This is a genomic window from Shewanella sp. LC6 (genome assembly GCF_006385735.2).
Lineage (GTDB): Bacteria > Pseudomonadota > Gammaproteobacteria > Enterobacterales > Shewanellaceae > Shewanella > Shewanella xiamenensis.
Genome location: NZ_CP043902.1, coordinates 4,005,049 through 4,023,913 on the forward strand (window position 1 = coordinate 4,005,049; position 18,865 = coordinate 4,023,913).

General features: G+C 43.5%; 17 protein-coding genes and 2 pseudogenes. 5 read left to right on the plus strand and 14 right to left on the minus strand.

The annotated features are described in order from the left end of the window. Positions 1–111 precede the first annotated feature (111 nt). From FJD32_RS18035 to FJD32_RS18050, 4 genes are all read left to right on the plus strand, one after another. Positions 112–1,158: a hypothetical protein gene (locus tag FJD32_RS18035; protein WP_140906705.1), complete on the plus strand. Its 1,047-nt coding sequence runs from the start codon at positions 112–114 to the stop codon at positions 1,156–1,158. Positions 1,159–1,289: 131 nt separating this feature from the next. Further along, a complete protein-coding gene (locus FJD32_RS18040) occupies positions 1,290–1,652 on the plus strand; it encodes a nuclear transport factor 2 family protein (RefSeq protein ID WP_088586040.1) in 363 nt (120 codons plus the stop codon). 195 nt (positions 1,653–1,847) lie between these two features. Next, the gene (locus FJD32_RS18045; RefSeq protein WP_088586041.1) at positions 1,848–2,294 is read left to right on the plus strand and encodes a hypothetical protein; all 447 of its coding nucleotides are present in this window, start codon (positions 1,848–1,850) and stop codon (positions 2,292–2,294) included. 492 nt (positions 2,295–2,786) lie between these two features. Then, the gene (locus FJD32_RS18050) at positions 2,787–3,080 is read left to right on the plus strand and encodes a DUF3144 domain-containing protein (protein ID WP_037428416.1); all 294 of its coding nucleotides are present in this window, start codon (positions 2,787–2,789) and stop codon (positions 3,078–3,080) included. A gap of 217 nt (positions 3,081–3,297) precedes the next feature. On the opposite strand, the gene FJD32_RS18055 is transcribed toward FJD32_RS18050, so the two are convergent. The 5 genes and pseudogenes from FJD32_RS18055 to FJD32_RS18075 form a co-directional block, all read right to left on the minus strand. After that, on the minus strand, positions 3,298–3,636 hold the full coding sequence (locus FJD32_RS18055; RefSeq protein WP_047540620.1) for a hypothetical protein: 339 nt from the start codon (positions 3,634–3,636) through the stop codon (positions 3,298–3,300). A 193-nt stretch (positions 3,637–3,829) separates the two neighbouring features. After that, entirely contained in the window at positions 3,830–4,918 is a 1,089-nt protein-coding gene (locus FJD32_RS18060; RefSeq protein WP_240199970.1) for a glucosaminidase domain-containing protein, read from the minus strand. Between the two features lie 482 nt (positions 4,919–5,400). Next, a complete protein-coding gene (locus FJD32_RS18065; protein ID WP_140906706.1) occupies positions 5,401–6,483 on the minus strand; it encodes an HD domain-containing phosphohydrolase in 1,083 nt (360 codons plus the stop codon). A 77-nt stretch (positions 6,484–6,560) separates the two neighbouring features. Continuing rightward, positions 6,561–6,815, minus strand: coding sequence for a hypothetical protein (locus FJD32_RS18070; RefSeq protein WP_088586046.1), 255 nt, complete (start codon positions 6,813–6,815; stop codon positions 6,561–6,563). Further along, positions 6,812–7,618, minus strand: a pseudogene (locus FJD32_RS18075) (IS4-like element IS10A family transposase); the annotation flags it as partial. The gene FJD32_RS18070 and the pseudogene FJD32_RS18075, both read right to left, overlap by 4 nt. Positions 7,619–7,750: 132 nt before the next feature. On the opposite strand from FJD32_RS18075, the gene FJD32_RS18080 reads away from it, so the two are divergent. Then, complete coding sequence (locus FJD32_RS18080) at positions 7,751–9,361, plus strand: IS1634-like element ISSpu7 family transposase (RefSeq protein ID WP_011787758.1); 1,611 nt, start codon at positions 7,751–7,753, stop codon at positions 9,359–9,361. 21 nt (positions 9,362–9,382) lie between these two features. Here FJD32_RS18080 and FJD32_RS18085 read toward each other — a convergent pair. The 9 genes and pseudogenes from FJD32_RS18085 to FJD32_RS18125 all read right to left on the minus strand — a co-directional run. After that, positions 9,383–9,787, minus strand: a pseudogene (locus FJD32_RS18085) (IS4 family transposase); the annotation flags it as partial. Between the two features lie 102 nt (positions 9,788–9,889). After that, positions 9,890–11,218, minus strand: coding sequence for a PAS domain-containing methyl-accepting chemotaxis protein (locus FJD32_RS25270; protein ID WP_088586047.1), 1,329 nt, complete (start codon positions 11,216–11,218; stop codon positions 9,890–9,892). Positions 11,219–11,608: 390 nt separating this feature from the next. Next, positions 11,609–11,827 carry a hypothetical protein gene (locus tag FJD32_RS18095; RefSeq protein WP_037428423.1) on the minus strand — a complete coding sequence of 73 codons (219 nt, stop codon included), beginning with the start codon at positions 11,825–11,827 and terminating at the stop codon, positions 11,609–11,611. A gap of 361 nt (positions 11,828–12,188) precedes the next feature. Continuing rightward, positions 12,189–13,691, minus strand: a complete 1,503-nt coding sequence (locus FJD32_RS18100) for a sensor domain-containing diguanylate cyclase (RefSeq protein ID WP_197278467.1) — start codon at positions 13,689–13,691, stop codon at positions 12,189–12,191. Between the two features lie 382 nt (positions 13,692–14,073). Then, complete coding sequence (locus FJD32_RS18105; RefSeq protein WP_037428426.1) at positions 14,074–14,457, minus strand: MAPEG family protein; 384 nt, start codon at positions 14,455–14,457, stop codon at positions 14,074–14,076. 91 nt (positions 14,458–14,548) lie between these two features. Continuing rightward, positions 14,549–15,373: a cobalamin-binding protein gene (locus FJD32_RS18110; RefSeq protein WP_037428429.1), complete on the minus strand. Its 825-nt coding sequence runs from the start codon at positions 15,371–15,373 to the stop codon at positions 14,549–14,551. 15 nt (positions 15,374–15,388) lie between these two features. Next, positions 15,389–16,426, minus strand: a complete 1,038-nt coding sequence (locus tag FJD32_RS18115; RefSeq protein ID WP_037428431.1) for a DUF2235 domain-containing protein — start codon at positions 16,424–16,426, stop codon at positions 15,389–15,391. Positions 16,427–16,573: 147 nt separating this feature from the next. After that, the gene (cobO, locus tag FJD32_RS18120; protein WP_037428432.1) at positions 16,574–17,197 is read right to left on the minus strand and encodes a cob(I)yrinic acid a,c-diamide adenosyltransferase; all 624 of its coding nucleotides are present in this window, start codon (positions 17,195–17,197) and stop codon (positions 16,574–16,576) included. A 15-nt stretch (positions 17,198–17,212) separates the two neighbouring features. After that, positions 17,213–18,745: a cobyric acid synthase gene (locus FJD32_RS18125; RefSeq protein WP_088586983.1), complete on the minus strand. Its 1,533-nt coding sequence runs from the start codon at positions 18,743–18,745 to the stop codon at positions 17,213–17,215. Positions 18,746–18,865 lie beyond the last annotated feature (120 nt).

The window sequence follows — 18,865 nt, forward strand, 5'->3', positions numbered from 1 at the left end:
CTAGCTAAGCCTGCCGCTTATCGTGCTCGAAACCGTTAAGAGTCGCCTTAGGGCGACTTTTTTATAACCAACACGTAAAACCATAACCTATTATCTTTTAAGAGAAAAAGTATGCATGCACGGAAGTTACTAACGCTATTGTCCTCAAGCCTATTAATTACCACTACACTGCCACTCAGCACGTTTGCCGCCGATGAACTCACAGGCGTTTGGCAAGGACAACTGGGTAAAAGCAAGATCAGAGTCTGCTTTAACCAATATGGCACTGGCAGTTATTACTATCAAAAATACCTCACCCCAATTCGACTCGAGCTGCAAGACGGCATCTGGAAAGAAGAAAACAACACCGGAAACTGGCAGTTTGATACCGCAACAGCACAAACACTGAGTGGCCAGTGGTTTAAAGACAGCGCCAGCAAGTCACTGCCAATACAACTTGAGCGGCAAATCAGCCCGGATAATCAGGATGACTGCAGCGCCGATGCCTACAATCTGCCGCTTGAAACTAAGCCTTCGGTGAGCCGCGGAAAATGGCAACGCTTTCAGACTATTGAATACCGTCCGCTGACCTTTGGCACTGATGTTGGTATCGAATTTAACGGCCCACAAAAAGGCATTTCGGCAATTAATCACTGGCTTGAGAGAAAGCTCACCGATGATGCGCAGCTGGCACAAACCTTTGAGACTCGCCGCAGAATGTTGGCTCAAATGGGCAGCTTTGTGGCTGACGAAACCTTTGCAGAACCCATTTTCCTCAACCAACATTGGCTTAGTGTGCGCTTGTATCGCTGGGCAGCGGGTTATGGTGCCAATGGGATCAGCCAAGAGCTTGTTAGCTTCTCGCTTGCAGATGGAAAACCTTTCCATCCATGGCAATGGTTTCTCGAGAATGAACAGTCTCAAGCCATGCCGGAGAGTATGAGTTATCCGTTACCACAAGCGCTAAAGCAAAAGCTGTTTGCCGATATCCCGCCAAACGCAGATTGCCCCACCTCCGACGGCTCTGGCTATTATCAACTGACTCTTGAGGCAACTGGAATGAAGTTTTGGGAAATGCCCCGTGGTGACGGCTGCGAGCAGGAATTTACCTTAACCCCTCAAGAAGCCATGCCCTTTGCCACTCAATGGGGTAAAACACAGCTTAAACTATTGGAATAAATTTCGTATTACAAAAGTACGGTATTGGGAAAGTAGGCTTTAATGGTGATAAATATGATGACACCAAACGCGCTTTCCCATCCAACACAGCAACGCATTTCAAACTTACCTGTTTCAGTAAGGGATCATCCTTGAGTCATTTAACCGTAAACAGCGTGACACCCGAAGCCTTAGTGCAAGCCCAGTTAGTTGCCTATAACCAACACGACCTTGCAAGCTTTGTGGCACTCTTTAGCGACAACGTTTGTATTTATCGTCCACCCGCCACACAGCCCGTTATTCGGGGTAAAGCCGCATTTCGCGATTTCTATCAAAATGAACGCTTTAACTTGCCGCATTTACATGCCGAAATCCTCAATCGTATGGTTGTTGGCAATAAGGTCGTGGATCACGAACGGATCAGCGGCATACACGACGAACCTTTTGAAGTGATGGTGGTATTTGAGGTAATCGATGGACTAATCCAAAATATGTGGAGTTTTGCGACTAACTGATGGGTTATCGGGCTTTACTTGATGCAAGATTGAACCGCTATATTCACTCCGCATCTTCCGAGTAAGGCATTGCCTGAACAGCATCGTATCTCAATACGTCAACATGCCCGAGTAGAAAATGGCTAAAGACCCACTACACTTAACCATCTAAATTCGCCATAAACAAGGCACACTTCAATAGCAACGAGGGAACACATGAACGCTAAAATCATCTTCACAGCCAGTATTGCACTATTACTATCCGCAAATTGCCACGCCATTAACGATGAGTATCGCAAGTTACTTGAGCGTTCAGGCTGTACCCAAGTGTCTGAAATGCAAGGGTGCGATATCCACAAAACCAAAGAAGAAAATGCCAAAGCAATGGCTTCCCCCAAAGCCGCTGCTGACGCCATCATTCCTAATGCCCAACAGTGGATAGCAACAGCCAGTTCAGGAGCAACGGTTGCAAATATTCAAATCAATGATAAACATCAGGTTTGGGTTAACGGTAAACACGTAAAATCCAGTCAAAGTGGTGGAGCCATCAAATTCAAAGACGGTATGGTGGAATTCACCATTTATCCCGATGCCAGCTCGAATAAAGAGAGTATGTGGATTGATAACGATGCAGGATCAAAAGGCCCGATTACGGCCAAGTAACGCCTAGTAACAGCCTACACTTGCCATCCCGCAAAAATAGGGGCTTACGCTTACAGCAGATAAAGTTCGCTAGCATACGCGATGAGCCCTTTAATACCATGGTCGTTTTGAAAGTATCGAATGGTCTCATTCAAGCTAGACTGCCTTTACAGCCAACAGAAGACATTTCATATCACTGAACCTCAAAACGCCCTTTACAGCATGAATCAATCACGGGCTTCTAACTTTGGTCTATGATGCTTACACAGACCCGTTAACCCTATTAGGATTAACTTTACTAGAATGGTTAACCTACCAATGTTTATCAGAAAAGTGTTACACCTATCCCAGATTTACTTTCGACAACTCATTTTAACGTGAAATCAACGGATTCTGTGAGATGGATGACTGTCCCTTGGCCGCAAAATGCCTTAGGGTTAGTAGCAATTGCCAAAAGGGTAAAACCAAGCGCCCTTTTTCTTTAACCATTTTGCCTAACAACAGGAATTGCTGATGTCTGATAACCAAAATGCCTTTTACGCCCGCGCCACTGAGTTGATTAAGCTCGCTAACCAGCAAAACCAAAACACTGAAATCCAAACCGGTGAAGTCAGTGCTTCATTTATGTGGGCCCTCGCCCGCTACAACGCTTGGTTTGGCTCCACCAGCTTTGAAAACAAAGAGCAAATGCAGGCCAAAAAACAAGAAATGATGGACTACTACATGGAGCGTTATAAAGAAATGCTCGACGCCAATCTCGAGGACTATATCGAAAACTTCGACCACTACCGCGCAACGCAAAAGTAATCGTTTACGCAACGCCCGATAGCCTAAGGTTATCAGGGCGTCTAATTTTTAGCTTAAGTGGTGATAACTCTCATTCCTCAACACTTAGCTACATCGTTATCCAATATTGATTAATTCTCGTCACGACAAGCCAGTATTTGCGACCGAATGTCTGCCTTAAGCACTAATCATCTTGCTGTCAGTTGAATACTGACAGAAATATTAACATAGGCTCTTTTTAGCTACTCATGTTGGTTTTAATCCATAAATAAGCAACATAAATAACCACCGAAGTATATCCAGCCGATATCACTAGATTACATTTCCAAAGAGTTAACCAAAAAGATCCTCTGAAATAAGTACGCTTTCTGACCTCATGATTAAACAATGCAATTGAAGAAAATATCAACATCAGTGCGGAGCATCCCAGCATAGGTAACAACAGAAACATGATACCCAAACCTGCCGCTCCTAAAGATGCGTTAGATGTTTCATTACCAATGGGGGCGAGCATCATAAAGCCCAAAGCTATCCCTGCTATTGTCAGTATCAATCCCAAAAGTTGGAGTGTTCTCATCATCGTCCTTAAGATTAAATCCGCACATACTAGGACTATGTATGCAAAGAGCGCCAACAACATACTATCTACGCTCTCTTTGACAATCCCTAATTTATATCGTCGTCTCTACGATTGTTAAATCTACAAAATGGCGCTTGTAACAGTGTGTAAGCGGAGCAACTAAACCCAATCTCACTTTAAACATGAATTATTAGTGGGTTCTTGTGAGCAAATGCAACGGCATATCATCATCTAAATAGGCCTCATCTGCCAGATAGAGCTTATTAGTACGGATCATCTTCTGGATCATCTCAACATAGGCGTAGCCGCGCTCTGAATATCGATCCAAGGTACCAGCAAGTGCAACACCCGTAATTGTTTGATTGGCTTGCCTTGATTCGGCACGAAGCTGACGCATTTTGTGGTAAGCACTATGGGTATTTAAATTCAATAAGTATCCTTCAACGGAGGCTAAGGGTGTCTCAAATCGCGCCAGCCCATACTGCCCCATCCCCTGGCGCTTTTGCTTTGGCTCCATACCATTACCATTAAAATCCCACTGACCAAACAAGGCATTCCCCTCAAGTGTAAAGCGCGATGTCCCCCAACCACTTTCCTTTGCCGCCTGGGCCAATACTAGAGATGGAGGCAAAATATCTACCCGTTCAAGCAGGGTTTGCCTGTGGGACGGTGATAACGACGGTATTGGATTACTGATAACTTTGTACTTAACCGCTAAAGCGACCAAGCCAGTGTCGTTGAGGGGCGCAGAGATTACCTGTTGCCGTTCTTGTAACACTTTTTCATTCGCTAATAATACTAAGGGGGTCATCAATCTAAAAAACACCATCTTCTTTTGCTTCACAGGCAATTGCTCTGATACCGACCGCCATCCTTTACCTACGGCATCAAAGGTTAATCTCGGAACCGATTTATTCCCCCCATGGAAATTTTCAGCAGTGTAATTAAGGGATTCAAAAAAGAGCATCAAATCATCAATGGAGTGAATACTTACAGTGACAGGTTGAAGTTCTGCCTGCTGCACGGACCGTTGTTCACGCTCTGGTTGAAATATAATGCCGCCAATACGATGTTCACCTTGAGTATATTGATTATTCACTTGGGTATAGGAAGGCTGAATTAAGGCTGATAATCCCATAATAGGTGGTTTTGTTGACTGACAATTTTCAAGCGGATAGCAAGTCTTTTCAGTTGAAAACGCCGTAGACAAGAGCTGATTAAACACCAATTTGTTGTCGGTCATTTCTGCTGCGGCGAATAGAGGTGAAGGCATAGACATTAGGAATAGCATAAGCATTGCTAAGGGCAGTTTACAGTTTATCAACATGGAATCTCTCGGAGAAAAACAATCGCAGTCCAACTAGCCAAAACACAGGGCGCGAAAGATAACAATAAAATCCTGACAATTTGCTTAATAGCTAGGCAACTAGGTTTGTAATACTGAGTTGACTGCGGAAATATCGCATGTGTCGAGCAGTTGAGGCGGCTTTTGATAAAATGACCCGCGGGCATGCCATGTTTGCTCCGTAAATTCCATCGTAAAAATGGGAACATGTAGAGATGCAAACGCGATAGACCATCGGCTTCACTACATAAGTCATCTTAGCGATCAGAAGACTGGTTGAAATGTTTAAGAATCAAGACTGAATAAAACTAAGTATTTCGGCTTGCACATATAAAAATACTTTGTACGACTTATTATTTTTAATAAATCGAAAATAGTATGGTTACATTGAAAGGCACCAATAAATAATGACCATTTTATAGATCAACATATTGATTATGAATTGTAATAAATTCAGGCTTATTATTGAGCACAGCCATAACACACTTAGGATCAAACTGTTGACCCGCATTATCCTCAAGATAAGCAAATGCATCCTCAAACGACCATGCCTCTTTATATGGTCGTTTGCTTGTTAAGGCATCCAGAACATCAGCAACAGTGACTATTCTTGCTTCTAACGGAATATCCTCTCCTTTTAATCCCTCAGGGTATCCCTTACCATCGAAACGTTCATGATGGTAGTTGATAATATTCTTTAACATCTCCGTATGGTGTATCCCATTGAGACTAAACTCATTAATCATCAAATTAATCATCTCTCGACCTTTAATAGTATGAGTTTTCATCACCTCAAATTCTTCACTGGTTAATTTCCCTGGCTTCAATAGTATTGCATCTGGCACGGCGATTTTACCTATATCATGTAACTCAGAAAATAGATAAATAAACTCAACTTCCTCATCACTTAATCCTAACTCTTTTGCGACTGTTTTAGCGATGATGCGCGAATATGAAGACATTCGGTGTAAATGATTTGCCGTTTCTTCATCACGATAACGACCAAAGGCTCTGGCAGTAATAAGTGCCCCATTAAACGTCTGAATAGAAAGAAATTCAACTGCAATGATACCTGCTAGGATTTGTGCATATGCGGAAAGTTCAGCACGTATTGCATCATCAAAATAACTACTCTCTTTAGAGTTACAAAATAAAAAACCAACAAAACGATCATTAAAATACAATGGTTCGGTATAACTAGATTCGTAGCCCGCCTCAAGCACTTTTCGACTATGTTCAGAACTATATATAAGTTGAGTACATAAATTATCTAATACCCTAGCTTGGCGGCTTTCCACTATATGTTGGAGAGACGGTGTTTCGCTCAATTTTGCCTCATATAAACTCAACGGTGGCTTACCATCTGTACTATGCACAAAGGTTTTAATTTTATCTGTATGTTGATCATATATAGCAATTGCGATTCTAGTTAATTTGTCAAAATTTTTACGGAGTCGTGCATGAACATAATGCACTCGTTCATTTATTGTCCTGTCCATGATTCACTCCGCAATTAAATCTCAATAATTACAATACGAACATATTCGTTAGCGATAAAAACAACTGTTTTTTATCGCTAACCAAAGGTTTGACTTAAATTTTTAAGTTGATTTGCTCTATTCAATAAATTTTTACTCGTCGCACTGACGCCTTCAACTTTCATACTATTGTCATGGGATATTGATGAAATAAGATTAATATTTCTATTAATATCTTCAATCACGGCTTGTTGCTCAGTTGCAGCTGAAGATATTTGGCTGGAAAAAGCGGATACTTTATCTATTTCAACCGTAATATGATTTAAATATTCCGCTCTGAAGGATCCCCTCATAAATCAGCCATAGCATAGCCATATTTGAGCAACTGATTGGCGAATAATACCCAGGCCGCCAGCAATTCTTTCTCCGTGATTTGATAATCAGGCCGCCTGAGCACCTCCAATCCCAAGCGAATCGTTGAGAGTACCGTTCGATGCCCAATGGTATTGGCCTGAAAATGCTTATCCCAGCCCTGTTGCTGTGCGTGTAAACCAACTAGCCACAACAGGCATTGAACCATCAACGCTATCAGTAGGATGATGTCGAATCGCTCTGGACTGTTGGTACGACTTTGGCGTAAGCCAAAGCCGTATGCCGGGCTTTTGAGGTCACGAAAGGTTTCCTCTATTTGCATACGTTTGGCGTACAGGTTTACCAGCTGCTTTGGGCTCCGAGATTCTGGTGGTAAATTGCTGGCTAACACCCAAGGCTCTTTCGCCGATGTTGAGTACGTTTTTGCCGATGGATGGTGGCAATTAGTCCTCGTTGAACGCTGATTTGTACGCCCCTTAGGTTTGCTACGATAAAGCGTGAGATGGCAATTGATAGGGTTAGTTTTGGTCAAGGTCTTACAACCCAGGCTCTTCGCTTGACCGTTGGCCAAGTCATGTGTACTGCGAACTGCACGCCAATTTTCAGCGCCAATATCTGCAAATTGAACTGTACCGCGAATACGGCTTAGCCAAAACCAACCATGCGCCTCAACCTCTTTGTACCAAGGCACTTTGAACCCCGCGTCAGTCACGATGAGAGGGGTAACATGCAAAGGTAAAATCTTGGCTAAGTCCGCTAAAAAACCGTTGTGGGAGGCCTTAGAGCCGTCATTCCGCAGCTAATTCCAGAATTTAAATAGTGTGATCTGGCGATCAGCTTTTCATAAAAACTACGACACCATCTTGACCGCGATCGACAGTTTTGCTCTATTACTGCTATTTGACGGTCTCAAAATATGTCTACCCATCCTGTTATTAAACGCTTAGATCACCTTGGTCTCATTGCCGCCTTTTGTCACGAAATTGGCCTGCCACGGATGATAGATGCCGTTATCCCAAAATATTCTGACCACAATGTTTCTCATGGTGACGCGGTATTGGCCATGCTCCTAAATGGACTTGGCTTTCATAGCAGAACACTGCACATGTTCTCGGACTTTTTTAAGACCAAGCCTGTATCTAAGCTACTCGCCAAAGACATTGAAGCACACCACCTGACTGATGATGTACTAGGCCGCACATTAGATGCTCTATACGAAGCCGATGTCTCAGCGCTCTATCAGGTTATTGCTGAGCGTGTTGTTGATAAACTGGGCTTGACGACCGATTCTGTTCATCTTGATATCACTAGCTTCCACGTTGATGGTGAGTATGCACAAGATGAAAACACCAACGTGATTAAGCTTGTAAGAGGTTATAGTCGGGATCATAGGCCAGAGCTTAACCAAGTCGTGCTTGAACTCATCTGTGAAAACCAAGCAGGTATTCCTGTTTACATGCAAGCACTGAGTGGTAACACCAATGATGCCAAGGCATTCGCTGAAGTCACTAAAAGACACATACATTGCCTAAAAGCCGCGCAAAATAGTCGTTACTTTATCGCTGATGCCGCTTTGTACACCGAAGAAAGCATCTCCTCGCTAGATGAGCAAAATCAAAAATTCATTACCCGTGTCCCCATGACCATCAAGCTCGCAAAACAAGCACTACTTGCGCTAGAGCCAGAGCAATTAAGCACTATCGGTCATGGCTACTCAGGATGTTGGATAGACTCGGATTACGGAAAGGTCAATCAACGTTGGTTGCTCGTTCACAGTGAACAGGCCACCAAGCGGGAAGAAATCACTTTCTTCAAGAACTTAGAGAAAAACATAGCAAAAGAAATCAAAGCGTTGGAAAAGCTAAGTAAAAAACCATTCGCTTGTGAAGTTGACGCAGAATTAGCGTTTAACGATTTCAAGAAACAATGTGACTTACTTGGGTTTGAACAAGGCACTCTCATCAAACAGCCGACTTACTCTCATTCGGGCCGCCCAAAGACAGATGAAGCACCGACAGGATACCAATACTTTATCGAAGCCGCCCCCTTCACCGACCTAGAAAAAGTAAAACTGGCTAAGCTCAAAGTAGGCATGTTTATCCTCGCGACGAATGACACCGACAATGAAGCACTCACCATGGCGGCTCTTCTAGCACATTACAAATCGCAACAAAAAGTCGAGCGCGGCTTCCGTTTTCTAAAAAGCCCTGAGTTTTTAACCTCTTCCATCTTCTTGAAAAAGCCTGAGCGCATTGAAGCGTTGCTAATGATAATGACGTTGAGCTTGCTTGTTTACGCTAGTTTAGAACACAAAATCAGAGAACAACTCGCACAAACCGAAGCGTTCTTCCCAAGTATGGTAAAGAACAAGACGACCTCCAGACCGACGGCACGTTGGGTCTTCTTGCAATTCGAAGGCATAGATACGCTAGAGATTAACGGCCAAAGGTTCATCACTGGACTTCAAGATCACCAAACACAACTACTCAAATTACTCGGTAGATTCTATGAGGTAGTTTATTCCTAAATTAGCTGCGGAATGTCGGTTAGAGCATTGTTCTGATAGGGGATAGGACTTCTCATACAGGGTAATAGAGCGGCCATTGAAGGCTATTGAGGCGCGCAGAGCCATGATGCGTTTATGCTCTCGGATGTCTGACCAATCGACGAGCACAATCGGCATAGGGTTACCAGAACAGATGAGGCTGGCATGCCATTGGTAGACAGCTAACCGTTCTTGATGCAGATGCGTGTTGCCGAGCAAACGATCAATGCGCTTGATGTTGTGCTTGGTTCGGGCCGTGGTTGGTAAATTTCGACCTAACTCAGTCAAGGTCAGTGTCTTACATTCAATCAGTGCCTTAGAGGCCAGCATCAAGCTGTTTAATCGTTTTAGGTGAAGTTCTGGGCAGTATTGGTGTAAAGAATGTTGTAGGATATTGGCTTCGCGCATCTTGTTGTCCAAGTGTAGTTTTTAGCGAAACCATTTGATCATGCAACAAGATGCGCTTCCACTCTAATTTGATGATTTATTTGTAAATCATCAGGGGATTCTTCAGTATTCCGCTCCAATTCGAGTGCTAGAAAGGCAAGTATTCGTTCTACCGACATTCAAATGCATCAACTCTTTCCATTCATTCAGTGTACGCTGAATATGCCCTATACTCGTTTGAATTTGCTCTGTCGCTTTATGAGTACGAGTAGATAGATTACGAACTTCATCGGCAACAACTGCAAATCCTCGCCCCTGCTCACCGGCGCGAGCCGCTTCGATTGCAGCATTGAGTGCTAACAAATTCGTTTGATTAGCAATCCCTTGTATTTCAGACATGATAGTGTCTATTCGTTCTGACTCACTGGACAAAGCTACTGCAGAATCAAAAGCTTGTTCAGCTTGGGTCGCTAATGAGGCAACTTCAGTTTCAACATTTTTTAGTTGCTGACTGGTCACCTGACAATGACGACGGGCTTCTTCAATCTGTAGATTACTCGCTTGGATATTACGATTAATTTCTTCTGCTGCGGATGCCATTTCAGTCACCGCAGTAGCAACTTGTTGGATCTGTAGATCTTGGGAGGTGATATCATTGCTCGTGGTAGACATAGACGTACTAATCTGATCCGCAATAGATTTCAATGAATGGGTTGCGTCATCAACTCTTCCTAAAACAGTCCGAATTCGCGCCTGCCCAAGTTTGATATGAAAATCTGCAATACTGTGGGGGGCGTCACCAGAAAAAATCAGCCGGCTAATGCTATCGTAGTCATTCTCTAATCGCTGCAAGTATCTAGGCGTTAAAAATAACTGCTGTCGATTTAAGGCAATGATAGCGAGTAAGGGCAAGATCACTAAGAGTGATTGAGGAAAGGTTAGCCACCAAACACTACAGACAATGGCTATGGATAATAAAAGAAAACTGACTAGATGATTTGATAGTAACTTATTGCCCCAAAATATATTTTTCTTGTTTTCAAGCGCTCTTAACTCCTTATACATCACACTAGCACGCGCTTTATGTTCAGGCGTAGGGCAACAACGGACTGATTGATAACCTGAGATCCGGCCATCCTCATAGATGGGGGTAACATAGGCATCGACCCAATAATAACTACCATCTTTACAACGGTTTTTAACCATGCCACGCCAGGGCTTGCCTTGCTTTAAATGTTTCCATAAATCGGCAAAAGCAGCTTTCGGCATATCTGGATGTCTAACTAAATTATGATGCTGACCAATCATTTCATCGAGTTGGTATCCAGCCACTTGGCAAAAGCCGGGGTTAGCGTAGGTAATTACGCCATTAAGATCGGTTGTGGAAACGAGCTGTAGATCTTCAGAAAATTTGACTTCACTATCTTTAGTCACTACATCCTTGTGTACCATGATCACAATCCCTGATTTACGGTTGGATTAGTGTAAAAGTATAGTAAGGTTTTCCTTAATTGCACTTTTATGAAACAGCACTACTAGGGCGTGCGAGGTTTCAGGATTATTTTGCAGCATTTGACTGACACTTATACAAAGCAAAGTCCGTGCGATGTCATGACTCAATCTAAACAGGCGATAACATAGCAGACACGCCAACACGTCCTAAATCCCCAAAGCCAGCAGCATATAATGCATTCAAAGCAAACAAATTTCTCATCTGTCGTTTATGTAAGCACCTAAAATCAAAGAGGGGCAAACAATCCTATTTGCCCCTCTGATGCAGTGACACTGTGGCGAATCAGTTAGTTACTTATGCGCAGCAAGAACAAACTTGATACATCGCCATTATTGAGTACATGTTTTTGTCGTTTGGCAATCAACCTGCTGCTTAAGTTGCTGTGCATATTGCTCCGCTGCTGCTTTTGCCTTTCGGGCTTCCACTTTTTGCTGCACATCTTCAGCTAATGCCTTATCAAAGGTCTCCATGCCAAAATAGTCGGCAACATCCAAATAAATAAACCAAGCGGCAGCGGCAACGAGGCCATAGGTCAGTAGACGTAACATGGTATTTAAACCTCAATAATTGTATCGACATCTGCAATATAGCTGAGGTTTTTTATAAAGAAAACTGTCAATTTAATGACCAAAAAATGTCAAATAAATACCATTAATCAATGAGATACAAAAACACAAAAACCTTAAATTACAGAGTTTTAGCATTTTAAGATTAAAGTCTGCATTAAACTGTCAAAATTAATGATTTACCATGGAAAAGATCGATTATTTGACATGTTTTTATAAAGTGACAATAAACCATAATCTCCTTAACTAACGTCAGGAAATCGACGATAAAATCATCAAACCCTATTTTTGGCATAAAAAGCTAAACCCAGCGATAGCCAATTAGGTTAACTTCAAATTCTGTTTAGCCTAAGTGCCAGCAATCCCTCCCAGCAGCTTTACTGCGATATAATGCCGCATCAGCGCTCTCAAATAATTTTTGGGGCAACTTTGGGCCAATGGCAATACCTATGCTTAAGGTTACCCGACACTGTTTCTCACGCCATTGTTGCAGACGGATAGAATCTAATAACCGATTAAGATTGTTCACTAATTCAGCTTTATCTTCCAAAGGGAATAAACAGGCAAACTCATCGCCACCAAAGCGATACACTTGTCCACGAGTGAAAGTCACCGCCAAAATATCTGCGACACGTCGCAGCACAGAATCTCCAAACTGATGACCAAACTGATCATTTATCTGTTTAAAAAAATCGACATCAATCAGGACTAACACATAGGGCGGCTGATGCATTCCAAATTGATTAAGATCTTCATCAAATGCACGACGATTGCCTATATTCGTTAAGGGATCAAGCCTAAGTTTTAAATGTTGCGTTGCTAGTTTATTTTTAATTTTTCGCAGGCTTTTATCCACGAACCAAGATGAATTCACTAACTTATCTTCAGATAACACGCCATTTAACTGTTCAACTTCTAACTCAATTAATTTAAGTTCTTGTCTAAAAACTTTCATTAGTGACCTAGTTCCCATAGCGGCAACAATAAAAAATGCAGCAATAGGAAGTAATAGTAAAACAAGCTGTTCCACAAGTGCCTTTTGGAACCTAACTGCTGGCACATAAATACCTACTTCCCAATCAGCATAGGCTAAAGGTTTCACTAGCAATATGCCATTCAGTAAACCACTAACACAAACTAAAGATTGATTTGCAGAAACAGTATCGAACTGTAATAGCTCACCATTCACTACTGACAACATTTCTTGGCTTTGACGATCACGAATAAAAACTGAAATATTTAAATTGGTCGACATTCGCTCCAACACTTTATCCAAGGTATCAAGAGACATATCAACCAGCATAACACCAATAGGTAATCCACTGTCAGACAATACTTTTTGCCCAAGACTTAGTACTTTTTGATGGCTATTAAATTCCTCATAGGGACCGATCCAAACTGGGGCATTTGATTCAGATTTAAGAATATGAAACCAAGGTCGCGTCTCAGGATTAAAATCAGCGCTTTTTTCCCAATGAGGGTAGCTATCAATATGTCCATTTAAGGCATTATAAAAATAAATATAATGCTCTTCTTCCATTTTAATTTTATGCCCTACAGCCCAAACGGGATTAAATACAGACTCACCTGCAAGAATAGCATTCTGATCAAGCATAGAAATTAAGACTGAATGTTGCTTTTCATTTTCTTTAACTAGCTCATAGATATAGGTACTTTCAAGTACATTCAGTATTTCCTCATACCCCACCATTCTTAATCGAACATGGTTTTGATAATTTAACACTGCTATTAATAATGTAATAATCACAATCGCAATGCTGGCAAATAGAAATGCTTTAGTAAGTAAGTGATGTTGTTTTAGATGAGGTAATAAGGATGATGGCATCGTGTATCTAGATAAAGTAATTTGTACGAATACTAGGGGGATCATCCTCTCACTTCATTGATAGTTATCAAATTTGAAGATAAAAAACGTTAACATTTAAAGCTTTTAAACGCCGAAGCTTACAAAAAGAAAATAGTTTTATGAAATTGTTTAAACCACAAGAAACTGAAACAAAAATAACATGTTTTCAACCACAAAAATCAGCATGGATTTACATATTATCGACAAACGGTTGAGGCAGTTCATAATTCTTTGGCTGCCATACCAGCGTTTTTTATAAAACGATTAATTGATGCTGATTCGATAAAAAAATACTCAAATGCGACTCAAGATCACAACAACATTCCTAAGGTAAGCTCCACCCTCAAAGGGTTTACTCGGCTTAAAAAGCTTGAAAAAAGATCCCAAAGGCACTGAAAATCGCCACAAACCAAGAGAGGGATCGTAAGGTGCCTTTATTCAATAGATATAAAATCTGATACGCAAAGCGCGCCACAATATGCACAATGGCTAACCATTCGGCTGTAGGTGTCACCTTGCCGGTTGCGATGACAGTCAGCACCGCCAAGCCAAATATCAGCAGTGATTCAAACGCATTTTGATGCCCCGCTAACGCCCGAGCACCAAATCCAGTTAACTGCGCCTGCTGGCTGCGAGGATGATGGTTATCATAACCACCCGCTTTAGCCATCGCCCAGGCCACAGGACCTTTGGCTAAGTACGGCAATAACATGGCGACAAACAAACAAGTCAGTAGTGTATTCATAGGATTCCCTTATTGCTTAGAACAATAAATGCATATCAAACAGTGCGTTGTAGTGCTTATAACAGTGAATTTACTAGCAAAAGGCGATTGATTAACGTGCCTTATCTAAGGCATCGCAAACGGCCTTTACACCAAGTAAAGCTCTAGGCGTCGCGCGGTGTAATAAATCGGCATTTAATTGATAAATATGCTGGTTTTTAACGGCGGGGATTTCGGTCCATTTACGCCAATCAATCCCTTTAACATTGCCTTCTTCTTCGCTTTGTAAAATCACCTCGGGCAAGGTCAGTAGCACATTCTCAAGACTCACCTGCGGATAATCACTCGCCGCATCATAAAAGACATTTTGCCCATGGCACACGCCAATAATCTGCTGGATCCAACTGTTTTTCGCAACCGTCATTAAGGGCGTCGACCACAACTGATAAAACACTTTAGGCTCAGATTTAGCGGCGTTTTCATTGCGGAGTCGAAGCAGCTCGCGGCGATAATCCGTTGCCACTTGATTAGCCTGCTCCACATGCCCCGTTAATTGGCCTAACTCTTCAATTTCTTTGGCAACATCTTCAAGGGTGTTTGGGGAACTGCTGTACAGTTTAAAACCTAAGTTTTTGAGTTGGTTGATATCCTCGGCTTTATTGCCCGTATCCCACACCACAATCAGATCGGGATTAAGCTCTAATACGCGCTCAATCTGAATACCATAATAACCACCAATACTAGGGATTTTTTTCGCCGCTTCGGGATAATCCGCATAATCTGTGGCGGCCACAATCGTCTCTCCCGCACCAATGGCATAAAGCATTTCAACCGCGTGGGGAGACAACGCAATAATACGTTTTGCTGGCTCTGCGATAGCTGATATAGGTAACAGGGCAAGACTGACACCTAGGATAATAATGCGTCGAATTAACATGAAATTCCTTATGATTTAATCGATTAACTTTTCTGGCCAGCCATATTTTTCAAGGTAGGTCTGCAAGTTTTTAGGGCGATACTGAGGATCTTGATCCCAACGCACCTTGACCGAATGATGCAACAATACAGGCGCAACATTCGGGTCAAGCGCCCGCAAATACGGCTGCTTAATCCGATAAAAACTACGGCGTGAATCGTGCAGCGTCGCCAAGGGATTAGGGCGTAAACTGGCCATTAAATGTGGCTCGAGACTTAAATTAAACCGCTCAGCCTCAGCGATCATCCACTCAAGGGCATTATCTGACAATAAAGAGCCATCTTTATCCGGCTGATAACTGCCGCCAATATTGCTATGGGCGCCAGCAAACCACACTTGCTGCATATCCATATTGTCGCGTAATTGCCAGATAGTGGGCTCAAAGTCGCTGCGATGCTCGTCTATCGCCAAGGCATGGCGGGCAACACGCACATTGCGACCAATTTTAGTGTCGTAAAACTCATCTTTATCTTCAAATAAGCCGAGGAAGGAAATCGGGATCCCCATAGCGCCCACCGTATCCCACACCCCAACAAACTTAATCTCCCGTGATTCATGGCTGTGCTTTTGTCTAAACTCAACGGATTTATCGCCGCTTGGAGCAAAGGGCGCGCTGCTTTTTTTATAGTGGTCAAAGGCTTGTTGGATAAGCCTCGCATCGGGGCGCTTAAGAATACCGCAGTTATTGATAAGGCCACACAGGCAACGCACTGTGTATGCGCCTCGGCTAAAGCCAAAGAGATAAATCTCATCGCCAGGGGAGTAGTTCTGCACGATATAACGGTAACCATCCATGATATTTTTATGCAGCCCACGCCCTGTCGCGCCGCCAATCACTTCATCGTAATAGGAGCCCACACCCCAATCGTAAAACACCTGCTGGGGTTTTCCATCGGCCGCCATCGGGCTAATGGCCCGCGCCAGACGTAGCACATTGGTGGGAAAATCCACCTTAAGGTCTTTCTCGGGTCGATTCCAAGTACCGTCAGCACAAATCACAATACGTTTATTCATCGCATCATCCTTGAGTTATCCATGCCCACAAAAGCGCTCAATAGAACGCTAACGGATTTTATCTCGGAACAACAGCCTTAATTAGTGTTGAAGCACTGCTTACGGCGTTTGCTCACTCACCAAACTCACTAAGATTATTCACTCTGCTTAATAATCAAATCCAGGCTGCGCTTTAATGCCCGCTTCGAAGGCATGTTTAATGGGTTGCACTTCACTTACCGTATCGGCCAGCTCGATAATCGCTCGGTGGCAGGCGCGGCCAGTGATAATCACATGCTGCATAGATGGACGGTTTTTAAGTGCAGTCAGTACCCGTTCGACATCAAGATAGTGATAACTCACCATATAGGTCAGCTCATCGAGCATCACGCAATCAATGCTCTCGTCTTGCAGTAAAGCTTCAGCTGCTTCCCAAGCGACTAGGGCGGCTGCGGTATCCTTTTCTTTATCTTGGGTTTCCCAAGTAAAGCCTGTACCCATCACATGAAAACTAACGCCTGCGCCTTCAAGTAGATTACGCTCACCGCATTCCCAAGTGCCCTTGATAAATTGCACTACCGCCGCTTTTTTGCCATGACCCACCGCGCGGGCAACAGTACCAAAACCTGAGGTCGACTTGCCTTTGCCATTGCCCGTTAGGACTAACAAAATGCCCTTTTCATCCTGAGCGGCGGCAATTTTTGCATCAACCCCCGCTTTGAGTTTTTGTTGGCGCGCTTTGTGGCGTTCAGCCTTTAATTGTTCTTGGTTATTATCGTTTGCTGTTGTCATGGTTTGGTATTCATCCTACGGCTTAACTGATGCGGTTAAGATTGCCTGTAATTGTGGTAAATCTAGATGCTCGGCTAGTACATCAGCCAAACGATTCAACTGTTGTTCGCGAATTTCATTGATATCAATTGCTTGCGCATCTTCTAATCCCGCCCAGCGCAGAATTAACTGGCACGCCTCAGGGCTGTCGAATAGCCCGTGTAAATAAGTGCCTAGCACTTGCCCGTCCTCACTTAAGCAGCCGTCAGCAAAAGACTTTTCCGCCTGTTCATCGTAAGTTAGCTCATTGTTCAAGCGTAATGGTGCGCCCTTGGCGGCATCACTGGAGGTGAGATATTGGGACTCACCGCAGTGGATCTCATAACCTTTGACCGCCACAGTCTGCCCTAACAATCTCAACTCACCTGCGACGCTACGTAACTGCTTTTCGGCTTTAAATTGGGTGGTTATGGGTAAATAACCCAAACCTTGGCTAGTCCCAAGCACATCTTCTATCCCTAACGGATCGGCAATGCGCTCACCCAGCATTTGATAACCACCGCAAATTCCCAGCACTTTACCGCCGTAGCGCAAATGCTTAGCAATTTGCTTATCCCAGCCTTGCTCACGTAAAAAAGCCAAATCGGCTCGCACATTTTTACTGCCGGGTAAAATCAGCAGATCGGCGACAATATCTTGTGTCTGAGCTAAGGCTTGCGTCTGGAGTGACACATAATCAAAATCGATATCGGGATGAAGCCTGAGGGGATCAAAATCCGTGTGATTGCTGGTGCGTGGATATACCAGCACTCGCACTTTAAAACGACTCTTGGCCTGCTTAGTTGGCGAGTCAGTGAGCGCATCCTCGGCATCTAAGTGCAAATCATGCAAATAGGGCAGCACGCCTAATACTGGCTTTTGCGTATACGTCTCAAGCCAATCAATACCAGGCTGCAACAGGCTGATATCACCGCGAAAGCGATTGATCACAAACCCCTTTACCCGCGCCTGTTCTGACTCGGATAACAGCGCCAAGGTCCCGACCAAATGGGCAAACACGCCGCCTTTATCGATGTCGGCAATAATAATCACCGGGCAGTCAACCGCCTCGGCAAAACCCATATTGGCAATATCCCCAGCACGCAGGTTGATTTCAGCTGGGCTCCCCGCCCCTTCAACCACTATGGTGTGATATTGCTGACCTAGGCGTTCAAAGGAGTCCAAAACGGCATTAAGGGCCATGGCTTTATAATCTTTCGATTTTTCACCAAAAAAAGCCGAGGCTTCGAGTGTCGTTAACGCTTTACCCTGCACAATAATTTGGGCGCCCGTATCTGAACTGGGTTTGAGTAAAATCGGATTAAAATCAGTATGTGGCGCTAAATAACAGGCCGCGGCTTGCAGCGCCTGTGCGCGACCAATCTCGCCGCCATCAACAGTCACAGCACTATTAAGCGCCATATTCTGTGGTTTAAAAGGAGCGACGTTTACACCCTGACGGGCTAGCAATCGGCAAATTCCCGCCACCAACGTACTTTTACCCGCATCTGAGGTGGTGCCCTGCACCATTAATACTTTGGCGCCTTGGGACGATGTTTGAGGCAAACTAGCGGTTGACGTTTGATTGGTTGCCGTGGGATCTGCAACGTTATGTGAATGCATGGGCAAGGACATCACTCAATAGAGGAA

What these genes read in the sequence shown, in the direction of transcription:
- FJD32_RS18095 (WP_037428423.1), bottom strand. Translation starts at nt 11,827, where the DNA reads ATGTTACGTCTACTGACCTATGGCCTCGTTGCCGCTGCCGCTTGGTTT.
- FJD32_RS18045 (WP_088586041.1), top strand. Translation starts at nt 1,848, where the DNA reads ATGAACGCTAAAATCATCTTCACAGCCAGTATTGCACTATTACTATCC.
- FJD32_RS18060 (WP_240199970.1), bottom strand. Translation starts at nt 4,918, where the DNA reads ATGTCTATGCCTTCACCTCTATTCGCCGCAGCAGAAATGACCGACAAC.
- FJD32_RS18115 (WP_037428431.1), bottom strand. Translation starts at nt 16,426, where the DNA reads ATGAATAAACGTATTGTGATTTGTGCTGACGGTACTTGGAATCGACCC.
- FJD32_RS18050 (WP_037428416.1), top strand. Translation starts at nt 2,787, where the DNA reads ATGTCTGATAACCAAAATGCCTTTTACGCCCGCGCCACTGAGTTGATT.
- FJD32_RS18070 (WP_088586046.1), bottom strand. Translation starts at nt 6,815, where the DNA reads ATGAGGGGATCCTTCAGAGCGGAATATTTAAATCATATTACGGTTGAA.
- FJD32_RS18065 (WP_140906706.1), bottom strand. Translation starts at nt 6,483, where the DNA reads ATGGACAGGACAATAAATGAACGAGTGCATTATGTTCATGCACGACTC.
- FJD32_RS18100 (WP_197278467.1), bottom strand. Translation starts at nt 13,691, where the DNA reads ATGCCATCATCCTTATTACCTCATCTAAAACAACATCACTTACTTACT.
- cobO (WP_037428432.1), bottom strand. Translation starts at nt 17,197, where the DNA reads ATGACAACAGCAAACGATAATAACCAAGAACAATTAAAGGCTGAACGC.
- FJD32_RS18105 (WP_037428426.1), bottom strand. Translation starts at nt 14,457, where the DNA reads ATGAATACACTACTGACTTGTTTGTTTGTCGCCATGTTATTGCCGTAC.
- FJD32_RS18055 (WP_047540620.1), bottom strand. Translation starts at nt 3,636, where the DNA reads ATGAGAACACTCCAACTTTTGGGATTGATACTGACAATAGCAGGGATA.
- FJD32_RS25270 (WP_088586047.1), bottom strand. Translation starts at nt 11,218, where the DNA reads ATGGTACACAAGGATGTAGTGACTAAAGATAGTGAAGTCAAATTTTCT.
- FJD32_RS18080 (WP_011787758.1), top strand. Translation starts at nt 7,751, where the DNA reads ATGTCTACCCATCCTGTTATTAAACGCTTAGATCACCTTGGTCTCATT.
- FJD32_RS18035 (WP_140906705.1), top strand. Translation starts at nt 112, where the DNA reads ATGCATGCACGGAAGTTACTAACGCTATTGTCCTCAAGCCTATTAATT.
- FJD32_RS18110 (WP_037428429.1), bottom strand. Translation starts at nt 15,373, where the DNA reads ATGTTAATTCGACGCATTATTATCCTAGGTGTCAGTCTTGCCCTGTTA.
- FJD32_RS18125 (WP_088586983.1), bottom strand. Translation starts at nt 18,745, where the DNA reads ATGGTGCAGGGCACCACCTCAGATGCGGGTAAAAGTACGTTGGTGGCG.